Genomic DNA, 19843 nt, shown 5'->3' on the forward strand with positions numbered 1-19843 from the left:
TCTCATTACTTTTTGATAAAAAATGGGACTGGGCATTATCCCAGTCCCATCTCTATTTCTTTATTCAATGAGTTGTATCACAGAACTTTAGAAATTATATAATGACAAGAATTTACTATTCTGTTTTACAAAAGTTAAGCATTTGTGATTTCTGAAAGACTTACTTTTCGATCTTCTTTAACTGATAAAGTACATGCATCAGCGGTAGCGATTGATTCTAAAGCAGCTACACCATTGAGAAGTTTTTCAAATTCTTCTGTAATTTCTCCACCTTTAATGATGTCATGTAGATATTCCATTTCTTTATCAATACAGGTTTGCAACCATAATGGGCAACGTACTCCTGGTTTACCGTAAGCAATTGCTCCATCCATACCACGACCGGTATAGATAGCTGTACGGTCATCATCTTCCTCTTGAGTTTCATGAACTAAGAAGTGTGATTCTCCTTCGCCTTTAACACGAAGAGTACCTCCAGTATTGAACAAGTCAAGTTTGATAGCTCCTTCAGTTCCTTGAATCAAGACGTAGTGTTCACCCCAACGGAAAGCATTACCATATTCCAAAACAGCATAACGATCATCAGAGTATTCTAGGTTTACAATGAGCATATCATCTTCATCACCAAAGTTTTCACCTTTATGATATACATTGCCTCCTACCATTGTCGCTTTTTCAGGAAGTCCTCCCATGATAAACTGAATGCAATCTAATTCATGAATATGGTGGTACAAATGTCCTCCAGATTGAGAACGAAGTTTCTTCCATGATACAGTAGGTTGTTGTTCTTCCCAACCTGTACGAGCGGCATGGCAATAAAGAACTTTACCGATTTTACCTTGAGTAATCAATTCTTTAGCATGGTGTACACCGTTAAAGAAGTTCATGATGTGGCCAGCCATAAAGATAACATTATTTTCTTTACATGCGTCAACCATGGCTTTACAATCTTCATAAGACAATGCAATTGGCTTTTCACAAAATACGTGTTTGCCATGTTGAGCAGCTTTCACAACAGGTTCACGGTGAAGGTAGCTAGGTGAAGCTACAATCACACAATCAATATCTTCACGTGCTACAAGTTCATCTAAACTTGCACAAACATCTGATCCCAACTCTTGAGCAACTTCTTCTCCATGATTTGGGTCAAATACCGCAACCACTTTTGCATCTTCAATTTTGTTCATTGAGCGAGCCAAATCAGCTCCAAAATATCCAGCTCCAACAATACCGTAATTTACCATAATTTTTATCCTCTTTCTATATATTTTTAAATTTCAGCTTTAATTCTTTTTCAAATCTTCAATCTTAAATGTTAAATATGGTACAACATTTTTCATATGAAGTTCATTACGAGACCATGAATCAAATTTTTCAAACATCAATCCAATTTCATGATTTGGTAACTCTGTCAATGTTGAATATGAGTATCCATAGTTACTATAATCAACATCGTGATGATAACGCCAATCAATTGTGTTATCATCATTAATTAGACCAATCGAAATTTGTCCGTGTTTACGACCATTTGTGGAGTTTGGAGTACTTAAAATGACAGCCTTTTTACCATCAATCAATTGGCTATAATTGATGATTGATAATTGTGTTCCATAACTTGGATTTGAAACAAAATTCAAATATTTCGGTGCACTCCAAGTAGTACCTGCGTCTTTACTTGTTAAATATGCAATTTTACCATTATTTGTACGCATATATGCTTGAATTACTCCTGGACTCAATTCTACAAATTGTGCTTCTGCTGACCAACTAGAAGGAAGTGGCACTACTTTAACTTTCCAAGATGCTCCATTATCGTCACTATAAATGAACGCAGACTCTTTACCAGTGTAAGACGGAATAAGAATACGTCCAGTTGAGCTTTCAATGATTCCACGTCCAGGACCTAAATATGGCGCATTCCGATTAAGTCCCATTATAGGAGGTAATAAAGTTGGTGCAGACCAAGATTCGCCATGATCATTGCTAGAAACATATGCAATATAGTTCGTTGGCACTACTTTAAACAATGCATCTTTGTAGAAGATATTCATATGGACTTTAGTCCCATTACGATATTCAGTCTTTTTATTATTTTCAAATGAAACCGAATATTGCTCTACCGTCAAATAATTACCATTTTGTTTAATACCGAATTTTTTATCTACTGAAAATTCAGTTGGTCTGTTGGTACGATCGTCGTATACAGTACCATTCTCACGAATAGTATAATTGTAATCAGTATCACCTTGTTTCTTTAATTTAAGGTAATAATTACCATCAATTTGTTTATAACCTGAATCTTTTCTAGTAGCTTCTCTAAAACTTACTCCAGCAGGCATCACATCAGCAAACATGAGTACTTGTTTGTTCTTTTTTTCAACAATAACAGAGTCAATATAGGTTGCACCACCGCTGATTTGTAAGTCACGTCCACCAACTTCACGAGGCCATTCTAATGGTACTGGCGCAAAATCATCGAATGCCAATGTTAATTTTGGTTTAGTCCATGTCCTACCATTATCATCACTATAACTTGTAGCAATATTAATTTTATTCAAGAAATCATGAGTTCCACCGTAACGAGCGTCAATGCTTGAAAATACCCGACCATTGCTAAAAGTATACAGAACTGGAATACGGAAATAGTTAGAACCTGTTGTATCATTAGCCGTATAAATTAAATGTCCAGTAACAGCGTTTGTTGTCATCTTTTTAACAGTTTCTTCATCCAATGCACTATTAAAGAATTTGATATTTTCTAGTGTTCCGTTAAAACCAAACGCCGTTTTTCCTGCACGTTTCACTCCCCCAAGCATATAGTAATCAATACCTTTAATATCCTTGATGCTTAGGAAGTTATCCACTTTCTTTTCTACTACTTTTGTACCATTAGCATATAAAGAATATGTTTTTTTGACTGAATCTGCTACTACTGCAACAGTGTTAGTCACAGCCTCTTGTTTGTACTTACCCCAAACTGAAGCAGGTCTGGATACTAGGTGATTTTTATTGGAAGAAGTATCACGCGCTTCCATTCCCAATTCACCATTGTCTCTAAGGAACACATCTACATAACTATTTTGTTGACCGGGTTTAGAATTAGATATTCCAAACAAAGCTTGTAAACCTTTCTCACTAGACTGATTGTACTTAATCACTACAGTAAAGTCACCGCTAGTAAGTTTATCCTTTAACTCATTAGTAACGTTTTCTCCGCCCCCTGTTAAAGTAACATTATTTTTTTCTAAGACAGGAGTTTCTTCCGCTGTAGAAGATGGATCCTTAACAGTAGTTTCGACTGTTCGAGGTTGTACAGTAACTTCCGAAGAATTATCCGATTTAGGTTGTACTCCCGAAATCGCATCCGCTGTGGAAGATTGATCCTTAACAGTAGTTTCAACTGTTCGAGGTTGTACAGTAACTTCCGAAGAGTTACCCGATTTATGTTGTACTTCCGAAATCGAAGTCGTTGGTGAAACAGGTTGCACCAACTCTGGTGTTGATACTTCAGAAGTTTCAGTCTCCTGAGCTGCAACTGAGTTAGCAACAAATGCTGATAATACCACTACAGTACCTAAGGTTACATATTGTTTAATATTTTTTTTCATTTTATTTTTCCTCGTTTAAAACTTTGATAACAAGTTTTTTAACACTTTCATCATTGCAATGAATCTTTGGTTGGTGAAGATCTTCTTCAAAAGTCACCAACATATTCCCTGGAAGCAATTCAACAATTTGATAGTCTTTGCTATCGTAAAAAGCAATATCCTTCTCTTCACTAAAAGGTACACGTGACTGAGCACGAACTGGGGAAGTTACTGCCATTTTTTCAGTATTTTCAACAACAATATGAATATCTAAATATTTCTTATGAGTTTCAAAAATATCTCCTGGAACTCCATCAGCTAGATAGGTCATACAATTTGCAAAAACATTTTCCCCGTCAATATCAATTTTTCCATCAACTAAATCTGTCAAATTTGTATTTTCTAAAAAATCACAGACTTTTGAAAAATGTTTATTGACAGAAGCATATCGTCTAAAATCAGATTGTTCAGAAATAATCATATTATTTTCTCTTTTCTATTAGTGACGAATTTCCCAACTTGAATCCGCTTTAATTTCTGGAATATCATGAATCGTTGTATATTTAGGTGCAGATACTTTATTTCCAGTAAGAACAGATACAATATAACCTGAAACTACTGATACAGAGATTGAAATCAATGAATATGCCCAGTAGCTAACAGCTGTTGGAGGAAGGAAGTATTTAATAAATACCATGACGATGGTTGATACAATCAGCGCTGCATAAGCACCTTGTTTATTTGCTTTTTTAGAAACAAATCCAAGAATAAATACACCACCAAGTAGACCAAGTACAAGTCCCATGAAACTATTGAACCATTCGTATGCAGATTTAATATCTGAGTGAGCCATGACAATGGAAACACCAATTGAGAATAAACCTACTGCTAGAGATACGAATTGTGCAATTTTCGTACGATGATCGTCTGACATATTTTTAGAAATGACATCTTGAATATCCAATGTCCATGAAGTTGCAACAGAGTTCAAACCTGTTGAAATAGTTGATTGAGCTGCGGCATAAATCGCTGCCAAAATCAAACCTGTGATACCTACTGGTAACTGGTATGCTATAAAGTACATAAAGATTTGGTCTTGAGGGATATCGCTAGCTGCACTACCTGCATTTTGTACTTGATAGAATACATACAAACCTGTACCAATCAAGTAAAAGACTGTTGCAGTTGCAAGTGACAAGACACCGTTTGTGAACAACATCTTATTAAGTTTCTTAATATTTTGTGTTGTAGTAAAACGTTGAACCAAATCTTGAGATGAAGCATAGGAAGACAAGATTGTAAAACCTGAACCCATCACAATTAAGAAGATGGAGTTTGAAAGCAAGTTAGGGTCGAAAAGTTTTTCATTTGCAGCAAGGAATTTCCCGTTTACTAATGTTTCTGCTACTGCACCAAAGCCACCTTTAATATTAGCCATCAGTACAAATAAAGCTACAACGACACCACTAATCAGAACCACCCCTTGAATAAAGTCTGTCCATAATACGGATTTTAGACCACCAGTATAAGAATAAACAATTGCAATTGCACCCATCAAAATAATCAAAATATTGATGTCAATTCCTGTCAATACTGCTAATCCAGCTGATGGGAGGTACATAATGATAGACATACGTCCCAATTGATAAATAATAAACAAGAGTGCTGAAATAATACGAAGTGCTTTAGAATTAAAACGTTTATCCAAGTAATCATATGCCGTATCGATGTCTATCCGTGCAAAGATAGGTAAGATAAAACGAATTGTCAGTGGAATAGCTACAACCATCCCTAATTGAGCAAACCATAAAATCCAGCTACCTGCATAAGAGTTACCAGCGAGTCCCAAGAAGGAAATCGGACTGAGCATTGTGGCAAAAATGGATACCGAAGTAACATACCAAGGAACCGAACCATCTCCTTTAAAGAACTCTTTTCCTTTCATCTCTTTTTTAGAGAAATAGATACCCGCAACCAACACCGCAAGTAAATAAACAATCAAGATAATTAAGTCAATTATTGTAAATCCTGTTGTGCCCATAACATATCTCCATATTGATTTTATTTATTATAAAAATTCTTTTCGTGCTTGTTGAATAAGTTTTGCTGCTTGTTTTGCAACTTCCAAGTCACCTTCTGCCAATGCTTCTAAGGGTTGACGAACAGAACCTAAATCAAGTTTTTCATTTAGACGCAAAACCTCTTTTGCTACAGCATACATATTTGCCTTACCTGATACCATCTTATAGATAACTTCATTGATAGCATATTGAAGTTTTTTAGCAGTATCTAAATCTCGTTCTTGAATCAAACTTTCCAATTTCAAGAACAAATCTGGCATAACGCCATAAGTACCACCAATACCAGCTTCTGCTCCCATCAAGCGACCACCAAGATATTGTTCGTCTGGACCATTAAATACAATGTAATCTTCTCCACCTGCAGCTACAAACATTTGAATATCTTGTACAGGCATAGAAGAATTTTTAACTCCGATCACACGAGGATTTTGACGCATTGTTGCATACAAACTACCAGTCAACGCAACCCCTGCCAATTGTGGAATATTATAAATGATAAAATCTGTATTTGGCGCAGCTTCACTCATTGCATTCCAATATGCCGCGATTGAATATTCTGGCAATTTGAAGTAAATAGGTGGGATAGCAGCAATAGCATCGACTCCAACACTTTCTGAATGTTTTGCCAATTCAATACTATCTTTCGTGTTATTACATGCAACATGGTTGATAACTGTTAATTTACCTTTAGCAACTTCCATAACAGCTTCAATAATTTGTTTACGATCTTCTACACTTTGGTAAATACATTCACCTGAAGAACCATTTACATAGATACCTTTTACACCTTTGTCAATGAAATATTGCACCAGAGATTTTACACGTTCTTGGCTAATTTCACCATTTTCATCATAGCAAGCATAAAATGCAGGAATAACGCCTTTGTATTTAGTTAAATCTTTCATCAGATTTCTCCTTTATATTGTTTTTTATTTGATGACATTAATAAATCGCTGAGCAATTTCTTTTGGACGTGTAATCGCTCCACCAATGACAACACTGGTAACACCTAAACTATAAGCTTTTTTTAATTGTTCTGGATAATGAATTTTTCCTTCGGCAATTACCGGAATATTAAAATCAGCCAATTTTTTCATTAGTTCAAAATCAGGCTCATCTGATTGTACACTTGTACTTGTGTAGCCTGATAATGTTGTACCAACAAAATCAACGCCTGATTTAAATGCATAGAGACCTTCATCAAAATTACTTACATCCGCCATCAACAATTGATTAGGATATTTTTCTTTTATTTTTTTGATAAATTCACTGACAACTAAGCCATCATATCTTGGTCTTAAAGTTGCATCAAATGCAATGACTGTTGTTCCGCATTCTACAAGTTCATCTACTTCTTTCATCGTAGCAGTAATATATGGTTCTTGAGGTGGATAATCTCTTTTGATAATTCCAATTATTGGTAAATCTACTACTTTCTGAATTGCTTTAATATCACGCACAGAATTTGCGCGAATGCCCACTGCTCCTGCCTCAAAAGCTGCTTTAGCCATAAAAGGCATCAAGCTAAATTCTTCATTATAAAGGGGTTCACCGAGTAAAGCTTGACAAGAAACAATGACTCCACCATGGACTTGACTTATAAATTTTTCTTTAGTCCAAATTTGGCTCATTTTATTATTCCTCCTTATGGATAATAGTTTGATTGTAATAATATTGTCTCTCTGGACTTTCCAGATAATGAGAGAATAAGCAGTCTGTAATTAAAAGTATTGGAAACTGAGGTGATATGCGATTGCCATACGAGAGATGATTGGTCGAAGCTAATAACAATAGTTCATCAAAGAAACAATCTTTTTCATCAAATTTTCTTGTAGTCATTAAAACTGTTTTAGCGCCTTTATCCGCAGCTTTTTGAAGACCTTTTAGTACAATATCAGTTTGACCTGAAACGGATGCTCCAATGACAAGGCAATTTTCATTAAGTAATAAGCTATTCCACAAAATCATATCCTCGTCTGATAATACTTCTCCAATGACTCCGAGACGCATAAATCTAATCTTCATTTCTTGTAAAGCAAGAACAGAACTTCCTTTACCATAAAGATATACACGCTCAGCAGTTTCTATCATCTCAGCAATACGCTCAAGTTGAACTTCATCAAGAACCGAGTAAGTTTTCCTCAACATTTCTTCATAGTCGGATAAAACTTTTTCTGTAGCCTCTGTATACAATGCTAACTTTTCTTTCTCACGAATCATCTCTTGGTATTTGAAAATGAATTGTCTAAAACCTTTAAAACCACATTTTTTCGCAAATCGAGTCAATGTCGCTTTGGATACATTAAGGCATTCGCACAACGCCTCACATGAATAATTATTCAGAGGTTGCTGTTTTAAGAAGAATATAGCAATGTCTTTTTCAGAATATGCCATATTTGGTAAGTTAGCTTCTATCATTGGAATTAGTTCTTTTTGTAGTAACATATGAGCTCTCCTTTGTTAAAGTAAACGTTTACATTCTTTATTTTAACACTTATTTTTTTTTTTTTCAATATTTTTCATGATTTAGAAACTAGTTTCCAATTTCCTTCATTTTATAACAGAGAAACAAATATAAAAATATAACAATTATTTATTCTTTTTATTTGTATTTTATGTTTTGCAATTACATTTGTCGCAGGTAATATGTTCATATATACCTATTTTATTAATTTTTATTTTGATTTTATTATTTTTTTCGGAATTTCTATACAACATTTTATTTCTAAAAAAATAGAAAAAATGTTCCTAGTTTCTTTATTTTATGCTGTTAATAAATTTTTGTTTCCGAATTAAAAATAATCCTATAAAAACTACTGATTTATGAGATAAATCAGATCACCTATTTTAAAAAAGCAGCAAACTATAAACTAGTAGGTTCCACACCAAATGTAGCCCCATACTGCCCCATAAGTCCGATTTATAGCGTACCATCCCTAAAAACATCCCAAGTGAAACATATAAACACCAAGCTAGAATGGTTCCTGGATGATGTACTAAGGCAAATAAAACGCTTGTCAAAGCAACTCGAATATCTAATTTTCTAACCAAGTTCCATAAAATTTCTCGATACAGAAATTCTTCAACCATACTCGCATTGATTAAGAACAATAAAAATGAAAACCAAGGAACCTGATGTTGTAGGCCAATTAAGTTTGCTTGATTCGTGCTTCCTTGCGCATGGATTAAGCTAAAACATAGACTTATAATCAGTAGGCTAACGAATCCAATACCAAGCCATTTCATCCTAGATTTCATACTGACCTTATGCGCTTTTTTACGTTGACCATATATCCATAAAAATGAAATGAGTGACGCACCATAGAGAATCTGTAGTATAGTTAACTCACCGATACAAAAAAATTTCAGTAAGTATAGAGATACCAATAAGACATTTACTTGTTGGAATATATAAACTGGAATTATTCTTTTCATAGTTACCTCCGAAATAAATCTTCATAATCTAAATCTAATACCTGCACAATCCTTTCTACCCATGGACTTTGAGGCATTCGTTGTTCCATCTTATAGTGGCGAATCTTTTGATACAAACGATTCAATTCACTTGGATAGTGAAACTCTCCCGCAAACATTTTTCTGGTTAACTCAATCCAGCTGATATTTCTTTCAGCCAAAATAATGGACAAGTTCTCCCAAAATCGTTCAGCCATATTGCTTCTCCTTTAGTTAGATAAATAATGTGTTTGTTCCATGTAAATCAATTGTTTCGTATCTCTTGGCAATAGAGCTCTAGCCTCTTCCAAATTCAGATTTGGATAAACTCGCTTATTTGAAACCGCAAGAGGAAGTCTGATGGTTAGTTCAGGATTTTTTAAAATCATCTCAACGAAATCCGTTAATCTTAGATTGTCACGGTTCTTAAATCGCAATAAATTGGGAGATAAAAACTCAAAACAATCTGAAGAATAACTCATCATCTCTATTAATTTATCCCTTGTCATTTCAGAAACTGAATGACAAGATACCTCGATACCATAGTTTTGGAAAAAGTCTAAAAGAAGTTGATTTCTTTGGCTATTTTTACTTAGATAGAGATCAATCATGGGAGACCTCCCAAAGATTCGGTTCCATTTGATATTCTGAGACGATTAAGGAATCTAATGAATTTGAGAAGTTAATCGATTTCTTGTCTTCATCATAAGCTTTTACAGTTACTTGGGTTGTAAGTATTCCTTCTTTTCCCTCGGCTCGATAGACTTGTCCATATAAAACAAAAACAAGATTCTGATTATCATCTACAAAGGCATCAACCCCATTCTTTATGTCTTGACTTTCAAGGAATTCCATAACGTTTTGAAGATAGGACTCGTAAAATAGTGGGTAGTTGTGTTTTTTATGGTAATCATCTAAAAATGTTACTTCAAACTCACATGGATAATTGGGCATCAAAAATAATTGTTCATCCAGCTGTTTGATTTCTGCATCATGTAATTCTGTTTCTAATTCATCACAATCTAGTATTGATTCTTTATTTAATGCTTTCATCTTTTTCCTCTATTTCTTTTAATTTCTTTGCGATCGCGGCAATCACAGGAACGGTTACACTATTACCAGCTTGTTTATAGAGCTGACTATTACTAGAGACTTTTCTCGCAGCTTCAAAAGCCCAATCAGGAAAGCCCTGCAAGCGAAAACACTCTTTAGGAGTGATTCGTCGTATCCTCAGACGGTAAAATTGTCCATCTATCAAGACACCAGCTACATGATAAACTTGTTTATCTTCTCCTTCATAGCTACCCACTACTCCCATTTGACCACTAGTTGTTAACGTATTCGCTATACCTTTTCCAACTCTACCACGCCGATACTGAGAACTTGGTCTTTCCAAATTGATTGAATCTCCAATCTCTGCTTGAGCGTATCCTTTTTTAGTTGCTTCCCTGACTTTTAAAAATTGGATTGGTTCTGGAATCAGTATTTTGGGAATTTTATCTCCTCCTTGCATCGTAGTCAGTGTTGGAGATAAGCCCTCACTTCCATAGACGCGACCGGTCTCCTTAAAGCTAGTGGGTAAATCTCCAACAACGACAATGCCATGACGATCCTGAGTATTTAAAGTAAACATCGGCTCTTGATTTTCCTTAAAGCGTCTACCATTTTGTCTCTTGTCTAATCTGTCTGGTGTCATACAAGGAATAGCAACCTTAAATCCTTCTCCTTTTCCACGAACTAATGTTGGCGCAAGACCTTCTGAATAATAGACTTCACCACTCATTCCACATCTTGATGGATTCAAATTTCCTAGTGCTTTCAAAGTCTCAGAGTTAGTTGCTTGACCTTCTCGTCTGAAAGGAAATAAGAGTCTGGTACCTCTCTTTCTAGAATGTCCGATAATAAACACCCTCTCTCTGTTTTGGGGAACGCCAAAATCCTTACTGTTAAACACCTGCCACTCAACATCAAACCCCAATTCATCAAGCGTGGTAAGGATTGTGGTGAACGTCCGTCCCTTATCGTGATTGAGTAGGCCTTTAACATTTTCAAGAAAAAGAAAACGTGGTTGGATTTGTTTGGCCGCTCGAGCAATCTCAAAGAATAAAGTTCCTCTAGTATCTTCAAATCCCAATCGTCTTCCTGCGATTGAAAATGCTTGACAAGGGAATCCCCCACAGATGACATCGACTTTCCCTCTAAGTTTTTTAAATTCGTCATCTGAAACATCTCGTATGTCATGAAATTCAATTTCTCCTTCCGTTTGAAAAATGGACTTATAAGATTCTCTAGCAAATTTATCAATCTCACAAAATCCAATACACTCGTGTCCAACACTTTCCATTCCTAGTCGAAAACCACCGATACCTGAAAATAAATCAATAAATCTCATTTCTTTACCCCCCTTCCTGATCGACTATCAATGTCCAAATAGTCACACCACTTGAAATGACAATGAGCATAACTAATATCCACTCGATTGGCGACATTTAACCACCTCCTTTTCTAACACGGTTATTCCAAACGGAATACAAGCCATTAAACACAAATTCAGCAAGTACTTCCGCTCGTCTAACAAAGCGAACATTGTCAAGAGCATACTGATAGATTCTCTCAAAATCAGTCATAGCAATTTCACTGGCTGTTTCAGAAAAACCCTCTCGTCTAAATTGATCTTGTACCAATCCCCAAATATAATCTCGATCATATTTTGTGACCTTTTCTACTTTTCTTTTTAAAATAGGTTGAGTATTCCTATCCTCCTCATCCTCAATAAATAAAGAATCAGTCTCATTATATTTAGTCTCACTAACTTCAGTCTCACTAGGGGCTGAATGTGAGACGGGGGCCGTTTCATTTTCAACCTGCCCTAGTCTTTTTTTAACACTAGGCCTGTTTGAATTACCTACTGGGGTAGAAGATAATTCCCCTAAATAAATCTTATTAGCAAGTCTTCCTTTCTCACTTGAAGACTGTTGGACTTCATCAATTAGGTCATATTCTTTAAGAGTTTTTTTGATGGACAGTAATTTTGACTTCGAACAACCTAACAGCATCATCAGTTTAGAATTAGAAAATACCAAATATACTGCTCCTTCTTCATCTATCCAACCACGACTAAGAGATAATTCTAAACGATCTTTTAAAATAGAATAAGCCACCTTTACTTCTAGTTTCATATCCATATATTTCTCATCCTCAAAAAGAATTTTAGGTAATTTGTAATACCGTTCTGAAGTTTGGTATTGATTTGCGGTAATTCGTTTCATAGCGCTCCTCCAAGTTCTTTGAGTATTAAATCTCCACTTGATTCCAATCGAACCAAGCCATTTTTTTCTAATTCAGCCATAAGAGAGATGGCTTCAACAATATCAATTCCCATTTCACGTACTAAAAATGAAATGACAATATAGCGTGATGATTGTAATTCTTTTGTCATTTTTCCTCCAGAAAATAAAAAAACGGAAAGATTGTGAAATTCCTTTCCGTAACATAATAGATATTTGAACACCAAACTCAACACCAAAAAAATGTTTTTATTGATGATTATTGCTCAATCAAACATTTATAACAATGTAAAAAATAAAAATCTGTACTCACAAAAACCCTTGAAATTCAAGGGTTTTAAGCATTTATTCTACTTCACAATGTTTTATTATTTTAATTCTTCTAGACCAACCATTGAATAGTAGCCATTGAGTTTTTTTCCTTTCGTAGCAAGGGTTTAGATACCCTATTTTATTTTACTATCGCTTGAACATAGAGAGTTTTCACATGAATGGTGTTCAAACAGTTCTTATTTAATTACATAGAAATCTACTTTATATTATATCATGCCTTCTCTATTTTGTCCGATGATAGCCCTTCAAGCTCCCGGAATAGAAAAAGCGACTCTATAATATTTGTAGTGGGTAAATCCCCTATGGATATTATGGAGTCTATTTTGTGTAGAAAAAGTTCCATAGAAAAAATCATATGGAATCATTACTTTTATCACAAGACCACTCGATATCAAAGAATCAAATATCAAAAAAGAAAGGACGAAATTTGTCCTTTCTAGATCTTAGCTGACTTCAACCTACTATAGTTGACAAAAAGCCCAAATTAATTTGATATTCCTAATCAATTTGTTCATATCTTATTCCAATCAACTATATATTAATTATGATGATTTGTTCAATATCCTAGTGAGAATAAGAGAACCACTCATTAATTAGACTAGCGATTTCTTTAGGTGCTTCAGTATAAAGCTCATGGCCAAAGTTCTCTAGAAGAATAGTATCAAAATAGTCTGGCAATTCTTTTAGGGCTTCCTCTCTCCATGTAGCTTCATTAGGATAGCGAGGACTAATAAACAAGGTATCTCCCACTTCTCTCTTAAAAGCTTGGATTTTCCTCCGTAGGCGGAGGATCGCTTCTATATTTTCATAATTTATAGCCAACTCATATCTATTATACTTCGCATTCCAGTGATAGGACTGTCTTACAGCTTCCTCCATATTTTCTGACCAATACTTTGCTTCGGATTTTTCTTTAGAAATAAGAAGATTTAAGTCCGAAATAACTTGAGATTTGATATAGTTTTTAGTTTCCTCTAACTCTGTATCTAAAGGTAAACTCTTATCTAAATCTAGATAGCCACCATCCAAAAGAATCAGTTTTGTCACTTCATAAAATTCCGATGCGAGATAACGAGCCAAATCTCCTCCAAGAGAATGACCTATCAGACAGATAGATTCTTCCTCTTCTATCGATTTTTTAAACCATGATTTCAATTATGTTTCATCTCGAAGATGCTTTTCATATGGATTTAGAAAATAAATCTGCGAATTTAGTTCTTGAAAAAAATCCTTGCTATGATAGACATTGCTTCCCAAACCGCCAATAAAATATTTTTTCATTCTCTACTTAATACTATGCTTATTCATCTTTTGTTCAAAGATAGTCGTGATAATCTGGCGCAATTCTTCGCGTTCTTTTTCTGGAATTTCACCACTTGTTTGGGCTGCAGCGTAGAGTTCAGGATGTTCAATTGAAATGCGTTTAATCGTACGTGTCGTAGCATGTTTTCTGACGAAAAATGGGATTCTCTTAATCAAGTCTTGTGGTACTAGCGCAAGAATCTTCTCAGCAGTTTCCTTGTCACTAATCTTAGACGTTGTCAGCCCCTTCTTAATCATTTCCTGTTCTTTTTCTGTAAAATCTTTTAATTCCATTCGATTAGTCCTCCTATTTTCTTTAAGTTAAATTATATATCATTTGTAGCAAGACGACAAATAGTCTGTTTGTAAAATGCTCTCTATACTACAATTTTCCTGTCGCTCATGATTGCTCTTTAATGAAAAATCACAAATCCATTTGACGAGATGACAAGCTGATTCTCCGATTCTTGGCAATTGCTTCCTAGTGCTACGGCTTCCTTCTCTAAAAGATAATCTTCTTTTGATTGGTTAAAGATAGCTTTAAGAATTTGTCCTTCGTATTTCCATTCCAGAGCTACTAGATCAGGGTTGATTTCTTGAAGGCTATACTTGCCATACTGAATGATTGCTGACGCGTATTTCCGAATCTTAATTAGCTTCTTCACGAAGTTTAACATATCATTGTCACTTGATATGCGTTCCCAAGGCATACAACGACGACAATCTGGGTCTGGACCTCCGGTCAAGGATAACTCTGTTCCGTAATAGATGCAGGGGGTTCCCTTTTGTAAAAAGAGAAAGGCTAGAGCTGATTTGACCAGTTGAACGTTTTCATTTGCCGTCCACAAGATGCGTTCTGTATCATGAGAATCCAAGAGATTAAACATAACCTCTGAAATCTGCTGCTTGTAATACATAGATTGGCCATTGATTTCATTGATGAACTGGTCTGTCTTCTTAATTCCTCGTAAGAAATAGTCCTTGATACTATCAGATAAAGGATAATTCATGACGGCATGGAACTCATCTCCATTTAGCCAAGGCTGAGACGTATGCCAGACTTCTCCAAGGATATAAAGATCAGGCTTTTTAGTTAAAACTGCCTTGCGAAAATCCTTCCAAAACTGATGATCAATCTCATTAGCCACATCCAAACGCCAAGCATCAATATCAAACTCTTCAATCCAATAAGTCGCAACTTTTAAAAGATAGTCCTTGACCTCTGGATTGGCCGTATTTAGCTTAGGCATATAGTCCTCGAAACCAAAAGCATGATAGGGTAAGTCTCTCTTATTAGCTAGCTTTTCAGTAGTCACTGGGAATTGTTGAATATGGAACCAATCTTTATAAGCAGATTGCTCACCATTTTCGACAACATCTTGCCATTGAGGTGATTGCGAACCAATATGGTTAAATACAGCATCCAGCATGATTTTCATACCACGCTGATGAGCTTGCTTGCCCAGCTCCCGAAAGGTCTCCTTGTCTCCAAAATGACGGTCAATTTCAAAGTAATTCGTCGTATTGTACTTATGATTGCTCGTAGATTCAAAGATAGGACAAAGATAAAGTCCAGTAATGCCCAAGTCTTGCAAGTAATCCAGATGGTCAATAATACCCTGTAAATCACCACCAAAGAAATCGTCACTCTGAGGTGTGATAGATGAATCCCAGTCTAAAGTCCCTTCTGGGTTTAATAGAGCTTTTCCATTAGCAAATCTCTCAGGAAATATCTGATACCATACCGTATTTGAAACCCAATTAGGAACCTGGCATGCATCAATCTCATGAAGATAAGGCAACTTAAATCCATTTCCAATAGCATGAAGATTTTCTAGAGAATTTTCCACACAGTCTTTATCGCCATACAAAATACTTTGACCTTTTGTATCCTTGAGTTCAAAGAGATACTGGATACGTGCAAAGTCAACTGACACTTCAACCTGCCAATAATCAAATAAAGCGTCAGAAGCTATCTTGAACATTTCTTTTGTATCCTGATAAAACTCCTCCATAAAGATAAAAGGATCCCCATAATGCAAGTTGATATTTTCAATATCATCTTTCTTGGTCCGGATACGAATATGCACTGTTTTATCTTTATAAAGATAAGCATACTCCGACTCTGGTCTGTGATAAATGGCACTTAATTCCATCAATTTGTCTCCTAAAGTTTCAATTCAAATTTCACGCAAACGTTTTCACAATTGTGATTCTAGTATACTACTTTCGTATTTTATTTTCAAGGCTTGTCCGTAGATTCTAGTGGTTTGGTTCTATAAATAAAAAAGCAGCCAGTCTTACAACTTGCTACTTTTCAAATGATGATTTACAAATATCTTTGCAACCACTCTATTTTTTTAAAATCCTTATTGTTATTGTGATCATTTCGATAGGAATCTTGGGAAGAAGCCTTGTAAATGCTTAAAAACTGTTCCAAACTTGGAACTCGAAAAGAGATGTCATCGAGATGAATCAGCTCTATATCCGATTCCGAAACTCCTGCAAAATCAGGTAAAGAATCGATACTTCCGAATTCAACACTCAGACCATCTTTTTTGAATTCATGCTCATGAATATCTATTAAGGCATAGCCTAAGTGTTTCATCACTTTCATTATCTTGTCCCACTCATAAATTCTGAGATGATCAGGTGCTTCCCAACCTCTAGGGTCACCAGGCACATGAATGTCAATGTCAGACGGCCCCCATTCTTCATTTGATCGGTATTCAAACCCCAAAGATCCCATGAGCGTCGGAGTGATTCCGGTTTGGTTTAAATGAGAACAAATTGTTCGAAATTCATCAAATAGAGAATTCATTCCTCCTCCAATCCTTGATATAGAACTTAATCTCGTTGTGAATAATAAACTAATTTTTACCTTCTACTCTTTCGGTTTTGAAAATACTTCTACTCGCTGAGCTAGGACTTTGATTTCTACAGGTAGGTTATCCGATTTATCGCCGTCAACATCTGACTCCAATTCACTATCTGAAGAAATCTTAATATTACGCGCTTTGATATACTCGATATTATCATTTGCAACAACATCCCCTTTTAGTAAATCAGGAATGACAGATAATTTGGAGAATATTGAAGCATCTTTCAGAATCAAGATATTGGCATAGCCGTCCTTGTTTTCTTCAAAGATTTTTTTATCAGCGAAGTAATTTGTCAAGAGAACCAAAACATGGCTAGCTTCACCAACATAATTTCCATTTTCTGTCTCAACCTTAATGTTAAAGACCTGATCCGTCATGACAGACTTCATAGTATTTACAGCATAGGCTAAAATACCGAATTTTGTCTTGTCCTCGATTTCAACATTGTGAATCGCCTCAGGAAGTGAACCGATACTAAAGATATAACCAAAATAATTGTCATTCGCTTTTCCAATATCAATCTTATTGGTTAAGTTGAAATCCAGTTCATCAATCGCGCCATCAATGTCTTGATTGATTTCCAACAGTTTCGTAATGAGGTTACCCGTCCCACCTGGGATAATCCCTAACTTAGGAATGTAGTCTCTCTCAGCAATACCCGAAATGACTTCGTTGACAGTCCCATCTCCACCAAACACAACCACTGCATCGTACTTTTCACTAGAAGCTTCCTCAGCAAAATGTGTTGCATCCAAAGCTTTTTCGGTAATTTTGGTTTCTACTTGCTCAAAATATTCTTTTGCTTTATTCTCCAGCTTTTCTTTGTAATCCAAAGCCTTTTCCCCACCAGAAGTAGGGTTGATAATTACCATTGCTTTTTTCATTAATTTTCTCCTTAATATTCATAAGAAATGTTTATATTTTATCATACGCATCTAACTATACCCTCATTATACAATGAAAATACAGAAAAGAGAAATCTGACGTACTGGAGATTAATAGACTTTTATTTTCCCATCGCATAACTACATCCTTTAAGTGTTCATCCAAGTAAGAGTAGGTCTTATCCTTTATCCAATTAGGAATGCCGTAAGCTGCCTCTGCAATGCTACCAGTTATTGCAGCAAGTGTATCACTATCGCCACCAAGTGAGATGGAGTTTCTACTTGTCATACTCTTTTATTTTATCAGCATATTCAGTCAAAAGATTCTTTGAATAAATTTTTTCAGCTTTTGAATTTCTAACTTCTTTCCAAAGAATAGAAGCTACTTTTAACTTGTTTGAGTAGTTACGACTATTTTCGTCTGCACAGAAGTCCTTTAAAAATTGGTTCCATTGACAAACCGAATGATCATACTTGGCATAATCTGAATTTCCATAATAAACTTTTAGCATATCTTGGATTGTAAAACTCAAATCATTTTCTCTTTTTACTTTTCTCCAAGCAGTCGCCACATCAGCAGTAAATTTAAAGGGTGAAACATCTGTTAAAGTTGAGAAATATTCTCTAAAGTGAGTGTTAAAGGAAAATCCACATTCAAGTAAGGGCATATTTAAGGTAACGACTTCTACTCGTTTCTTTTTCCTTTTTATTGATGATTTTTTAATCAAATTACCCTTAAAGTACTGCTCAATAATATGATTGAGTTCTTGTTTGGTACCTCTATATTCAAGCCCTAATGACTTGCATATCTGTGAAAGTTCATCCCGATACCAATAGAATTTATTAAATTCATCAAAGGATGTGACTTTATCAAACTCAGGCCTGCTTTCTATCAATATAATACCTCCTTAAAACCAATTTAGGTTGTCATCTCAAAATAATGGAGTTTTAATTTCTTTATTTTGAGGATTAGCTACGTTTCACTAACAAGCTTACACATTCAACGGTTCGGACTTACCGTATCATCCGTGAAAAAGCAGTCCTTCCGAAATAAAGGAAAGTCCTTTGTTTTGATATTGTTCCATTCGTAAACAGAACCGACAATATCTCCAATAATTGCTCCAAGAATCAGATTCCTCCTTGTGAAATATCAGATTCATTACACATTCCCAATGGATTGCTCTTTAAAAATGGCTCAACTAAATCAATCCACTCCTGATGTAGGTAAGATGATAAATAACCGTGATTATAGCCCTTTGCTTCATACAAAATTGTATTTGCATGTAGCTGATGAAATAATTTCGCTGATTTTTTCACACAGTTCAATTCTTTTTCACCATAGATATACAGAACCTGAGCCTTGCTAGCAGAAATCATATCTTTCAGCTTGTAATGCCCCATATAGGTTTTGTAAATGGTCACCAATGTTTTAACAGGCGTCCTTGGCAGATCCTCCAAATAATAAGCTTTTATTTCCTCTGGATAAGCCAGTTTAGGATAGAGTTTGTTCATCATGCTTAACTGAAGTTTGCAAGAGAATTTATTGAACATCAGTTTACCAAATAGAGACACTAGAAAGATGCTGATTTTAGATAACCTTGGTTGAGGAATACAGAGGCTTCCGTCTATAATGCCCTTCTCAGCAATTTCACTATCTAAAGACAAAAGCTCCATGGCAATTTGACCACCAAGTGAAACACCACCGATTGCAAACAATTTCCCACCACAGTTTGCTTTGATATAGTCTAGAATCTCCAAAGCAGAATCTTCAGTAGAAACATAATCAAGTTGATATTCCTCACCGTGGCCATTCAAAGTGGGTAGAATAATACGGTATTCTTTTGACAAGATTCGTGCTTGACGAAGATAATTCCACCAAGAACTACCACCACCATGTATCAATAAAATAGGAGGCAAATTCTTATCACCAAATTCATGGAATTTCATGTTTAAACTCCTTACTGTAGGACTTTCACTAGATAAATACTTGTTAAATCAGTTTGAACAAGCAGTAATGCCTCATCAAATAGAAAA

At 35.3% G+C, this 19843-nt stretch carries 21 protein-coding genes and 2 pseudogenes; all 23 read right to left on the bottom strand.

The window, feature by feature from the left end; genetic code table 11:
• Positions 1 to 134: 134 nt before the first annotated feature.
• Positions 135 to 1244, bottom strand: coding sequence for a Gfo/Idh/MocA family protein (locus tag ACAM22_RS04865; protein ID WP_000248710.1), 1110 nt, complete (start codon positions 1242 to 1244; stop codon positions 135 to 137).
• Between the two features lie 39 nt (positions 1245 to 1283).
• Positions 1284 to 3608: an exo-alpha-sialidase gene (locus tag ACAM22_RS04870; protein WP_261232715.1), complete on the bottom strand. Its 2325-nt coding sequence runs from the start codon at positions 3606 to 3608 to the stop codon at positions 1284 to 1286.
• A gap of 1 nt (position 3609) precedes the next feature.
• Positions 3610 to 4068, bottom strand: a complete 459-nt coding sequence (locus ACAM22_RS04875; protein WP_261232716.1) for a YhcH/YjgK/YiaL family protein — start codon at positions 4066 to 4068, stop codon at positions 3610 to 3612.
• Positions 4069 to 4086: 18 nt separating this feature from the next.
• Entirely contained in the window at positions 4087 to 5628 is a 1542-nt protein-coding gene (locus ACAM22_RS04880; protein ID WP_261232718.1) for a sodium:solute symporter, read from the bottom strand.
• 27 nt (positions 5629 to 5655) lie between these two features.
• Positions 5656 to 6573: an N-acetylneuraminate lyase gene (locus tag ACAM22_RS04885; protein ID WP_049522110.1), complete on the bottom strand. Its 918-nt coding sequence runs from the start codon at positions 6571 to 6573 to the stop codon at positions 5656 to 5658.
• Between the two features lie 24 nt (positions 6574 to 6597).
• Entirely contained in the window at positions 6598 to 7299 is a 702-nt protein-coding gene (locus ACAM22_RS04890) for an N-acetylmannosamine-6-phosphate 2-epimerase (RefSeq protein WP_049540229.1), read from the bottom strand.
• Positions 7300 to 7303: 4 nt separating this feature from the next.
• A complete protein-coding gene (locus tag ACAM22_RS04895) occupies positions 7304 to 8113 on the bottom strand; it encodes a MurR/RpiR family transcriptional regulator (protein ID WP_261143945.1) in 810 nt (269 codons plus the stop codon).
• A gap of 402 nt (positions 8114 to 8515) precedes the next feature.
• The gene (locus tag ACAM22_RS04900) at positions 8516 to 9103 is read right to left on the bottom strand and encodes a CPBP family intramembrane metalloprotease (RefSeq protein WP_261232721.1); all 588 of its coding nucleotides are present in this window, start codon (positions 9101 to 9103) and stop codon (positions 8516 to 8518) included.
• A 2-nt stretch (positions 9104 to 9105) separates the two neighbouring features.
• The gene (locus ACAM22_RS04905) at positions 9106 to 9339 is read right to left on the bottom strand and encodes a hypothetical protein (RefSeq protein WP_000840776.1); all 234 of its coding nucleotides are present in this window, start codon (positions 9337 to 9339) and stop codon (positions 9106 to 9108) included.
• Between the two features lie 12 nt (positions 9340 to 9351).
• Positions 9352 to 9732, bottom strand: a complete 381-nt coding sequence (locus ACAM22_RS04910; RefSeq protein WP_048773324.1) for an arsenate reductase family protein — start codon at positions 9730 to 9732, stop codon at positions 9352 to 9354.
• Positions 9725 to 10174, bottom strand: coding sequence for a hypothetical protein (locus ACAM22_RS04915; RefSeq protein WP_369606428.1), 450 nt, complete (start codon positions 10172 to 10174; stop codon positions 9725 to 9727). The genes ACAM22_RS04910 and ACAM22_RS04915 overlap by 8 nt, the downstream gene beginning before the upstream one ends.
• Positions 10158 to 11513 carry a DNA (cytosine-5-)-methyltransferase gene (gene dcm / locus ACAM22_RS04920; RefSeq protein ID WP_369606429.1) on the bottom strand — a complete coding sequence of 452 codons (1356 nt, stop codon included), beginning with the start codon at positions 11511 to 11513 and terminating at the stop codon, positions 10158 to 10160. Before dcm ends, ACAM22_RS04915 begins: the two co-directional genes overlap by 17 nt.
• A 97-nt stretch (positions 11514 to 11610) precedes the next feature.
• Complete coding sequence (locus ACAM22_RS04925; RefSeq protein ID WP_369606430.1) at positions 11611 to 12390, bottom strand: replication initiator protein A; 780 nt, start codon at positions 12388 to 12390, stop codon at positions 11611 to 11613.
• The gene (locus tag ACAM22_RS04930; protein WP_000159601.1) at positions 12387 to 12560 is read right to left on the bottom strand and encodes a hypothetical protein; all 174 of its coding nucleotides are present in this window, start codon (positions 12558 to 12560) and stop codon (positions 12387 to 12389) included. Before ACAM22_RS04930 ends, ACAM22_RS04925 begins: the two co-directional genes overlap by 4 nt.
• A gap of 745 nt (positions 12561 to 13305) precedes the next feature.
• Positions 13306 to 14022, bottom strand: a pseudogene (locus ACAM22_RS04935) (alpha/beta hydrolase).
• Between the two features lie 3 nt (positions 14023 to 14025).
• Entirely contained in the window at positions 14026 to 14337 is a 312-nt protein-coding gene (locus ACAM22_RS04940; RefSeq protein WP_000420556.1) for a hypothetical protein, read from the bottom strand.
• Between the two features lie 119 nt (positions 14338 to 14456).
• Positions 14457 to 16199 (bottom strand): glycoside hydrolase family 13 protein, encoded by a 1743-nt coding sequence (locus tag ACAM22_RS04945; RefSeq protein WP_369606431.1) that lies wholly within the window; start codon positions 16197 to 16199, stop codon positions 14457 to 14459.
• Between the two features lie 173 nt (positions 16200 to 16372).
• Positions 16373 to 16864: a phosphoribosylanthranilate isomerase gene (locus ACAM22_RS04950; RefSeq protein ID WP_261068985.1), complete on the bottom strand. Its 492-nt coding sequence runs from the start codon at positions 16862 to 16864 to the stop codon at positions 16373 to 16375.
• 63 nt (positions 16865 to 16927) lie between these two features.
• Entirely contained in the window at positions 16928 to 17809 is an 882-nt protein-coding gene (locus tag ACAM22_RS04955) for a diacylglycerol kinase family lipid kinase (RefSeq protein WP_261068986.1), read from the bottom strand.
• A gap of 55 nt (positions 17810 to 17864) precedes the next feature.
• Positions 17865 to 18089, bottom strand: a pseudogene (locus ACAM22_RS04960) (hypothetical protein); the annotation flags it as partial.
• Complete coding sequence (locus ACAM22_RS04965; RefSeq protein ID WP_369606432.1) at positions 18088 to 18705, bottom strand: SAP domain-containing protein; 618 nt, start codon at positions 18703 to 18705, stop codon at positions 18088 to 18090. The pseudogene ACAM22_RS04960 and the gene ACAM22_RS04965, both read right to left, overlap by 2 nt.
• 104 nt (positions 18706 to 18809) lie before the next feature.
• Positions 18810 to 18938: an ADP-ribosylglycohydrolase gene (locus ACAM22_RS04970; RefSeq protein WP_140832758.1), complete on the bottom strand. Its 129-nt coding sequence runs from the start codon at positions 18936 to 18938 to the stop codon at positions 18810 to 18812.
• Positions 18938 to 19756, bottom strand: a complete 819-nt coding sequence (locus ACAM22_RS04975; protein ID WP_261059307.1) for an alpha/beta fold hydrolase — start codon at positions 19754 to 19756, stop codon at positions 18938 to 18940. Before ACAM22_RS04975 ends, ACAM22_RS04970 begins: the two co-directional genes overlap by 1 nt.
• Positions 19757 to 19843 lie beyond the last annotated feature (87 nt).

The sequence above is a fragment of the Streptococcus sp. SN-1 genome, assembly GCF_041154385.1.
In the GTDB taxonomy this organism is placed as follows: domain Bacteria; phylum Bacillota; class Bacilli; order Lactobacillales; family Streptococcaceae; genus Streptococcus; species Streptococcus mitis_CT.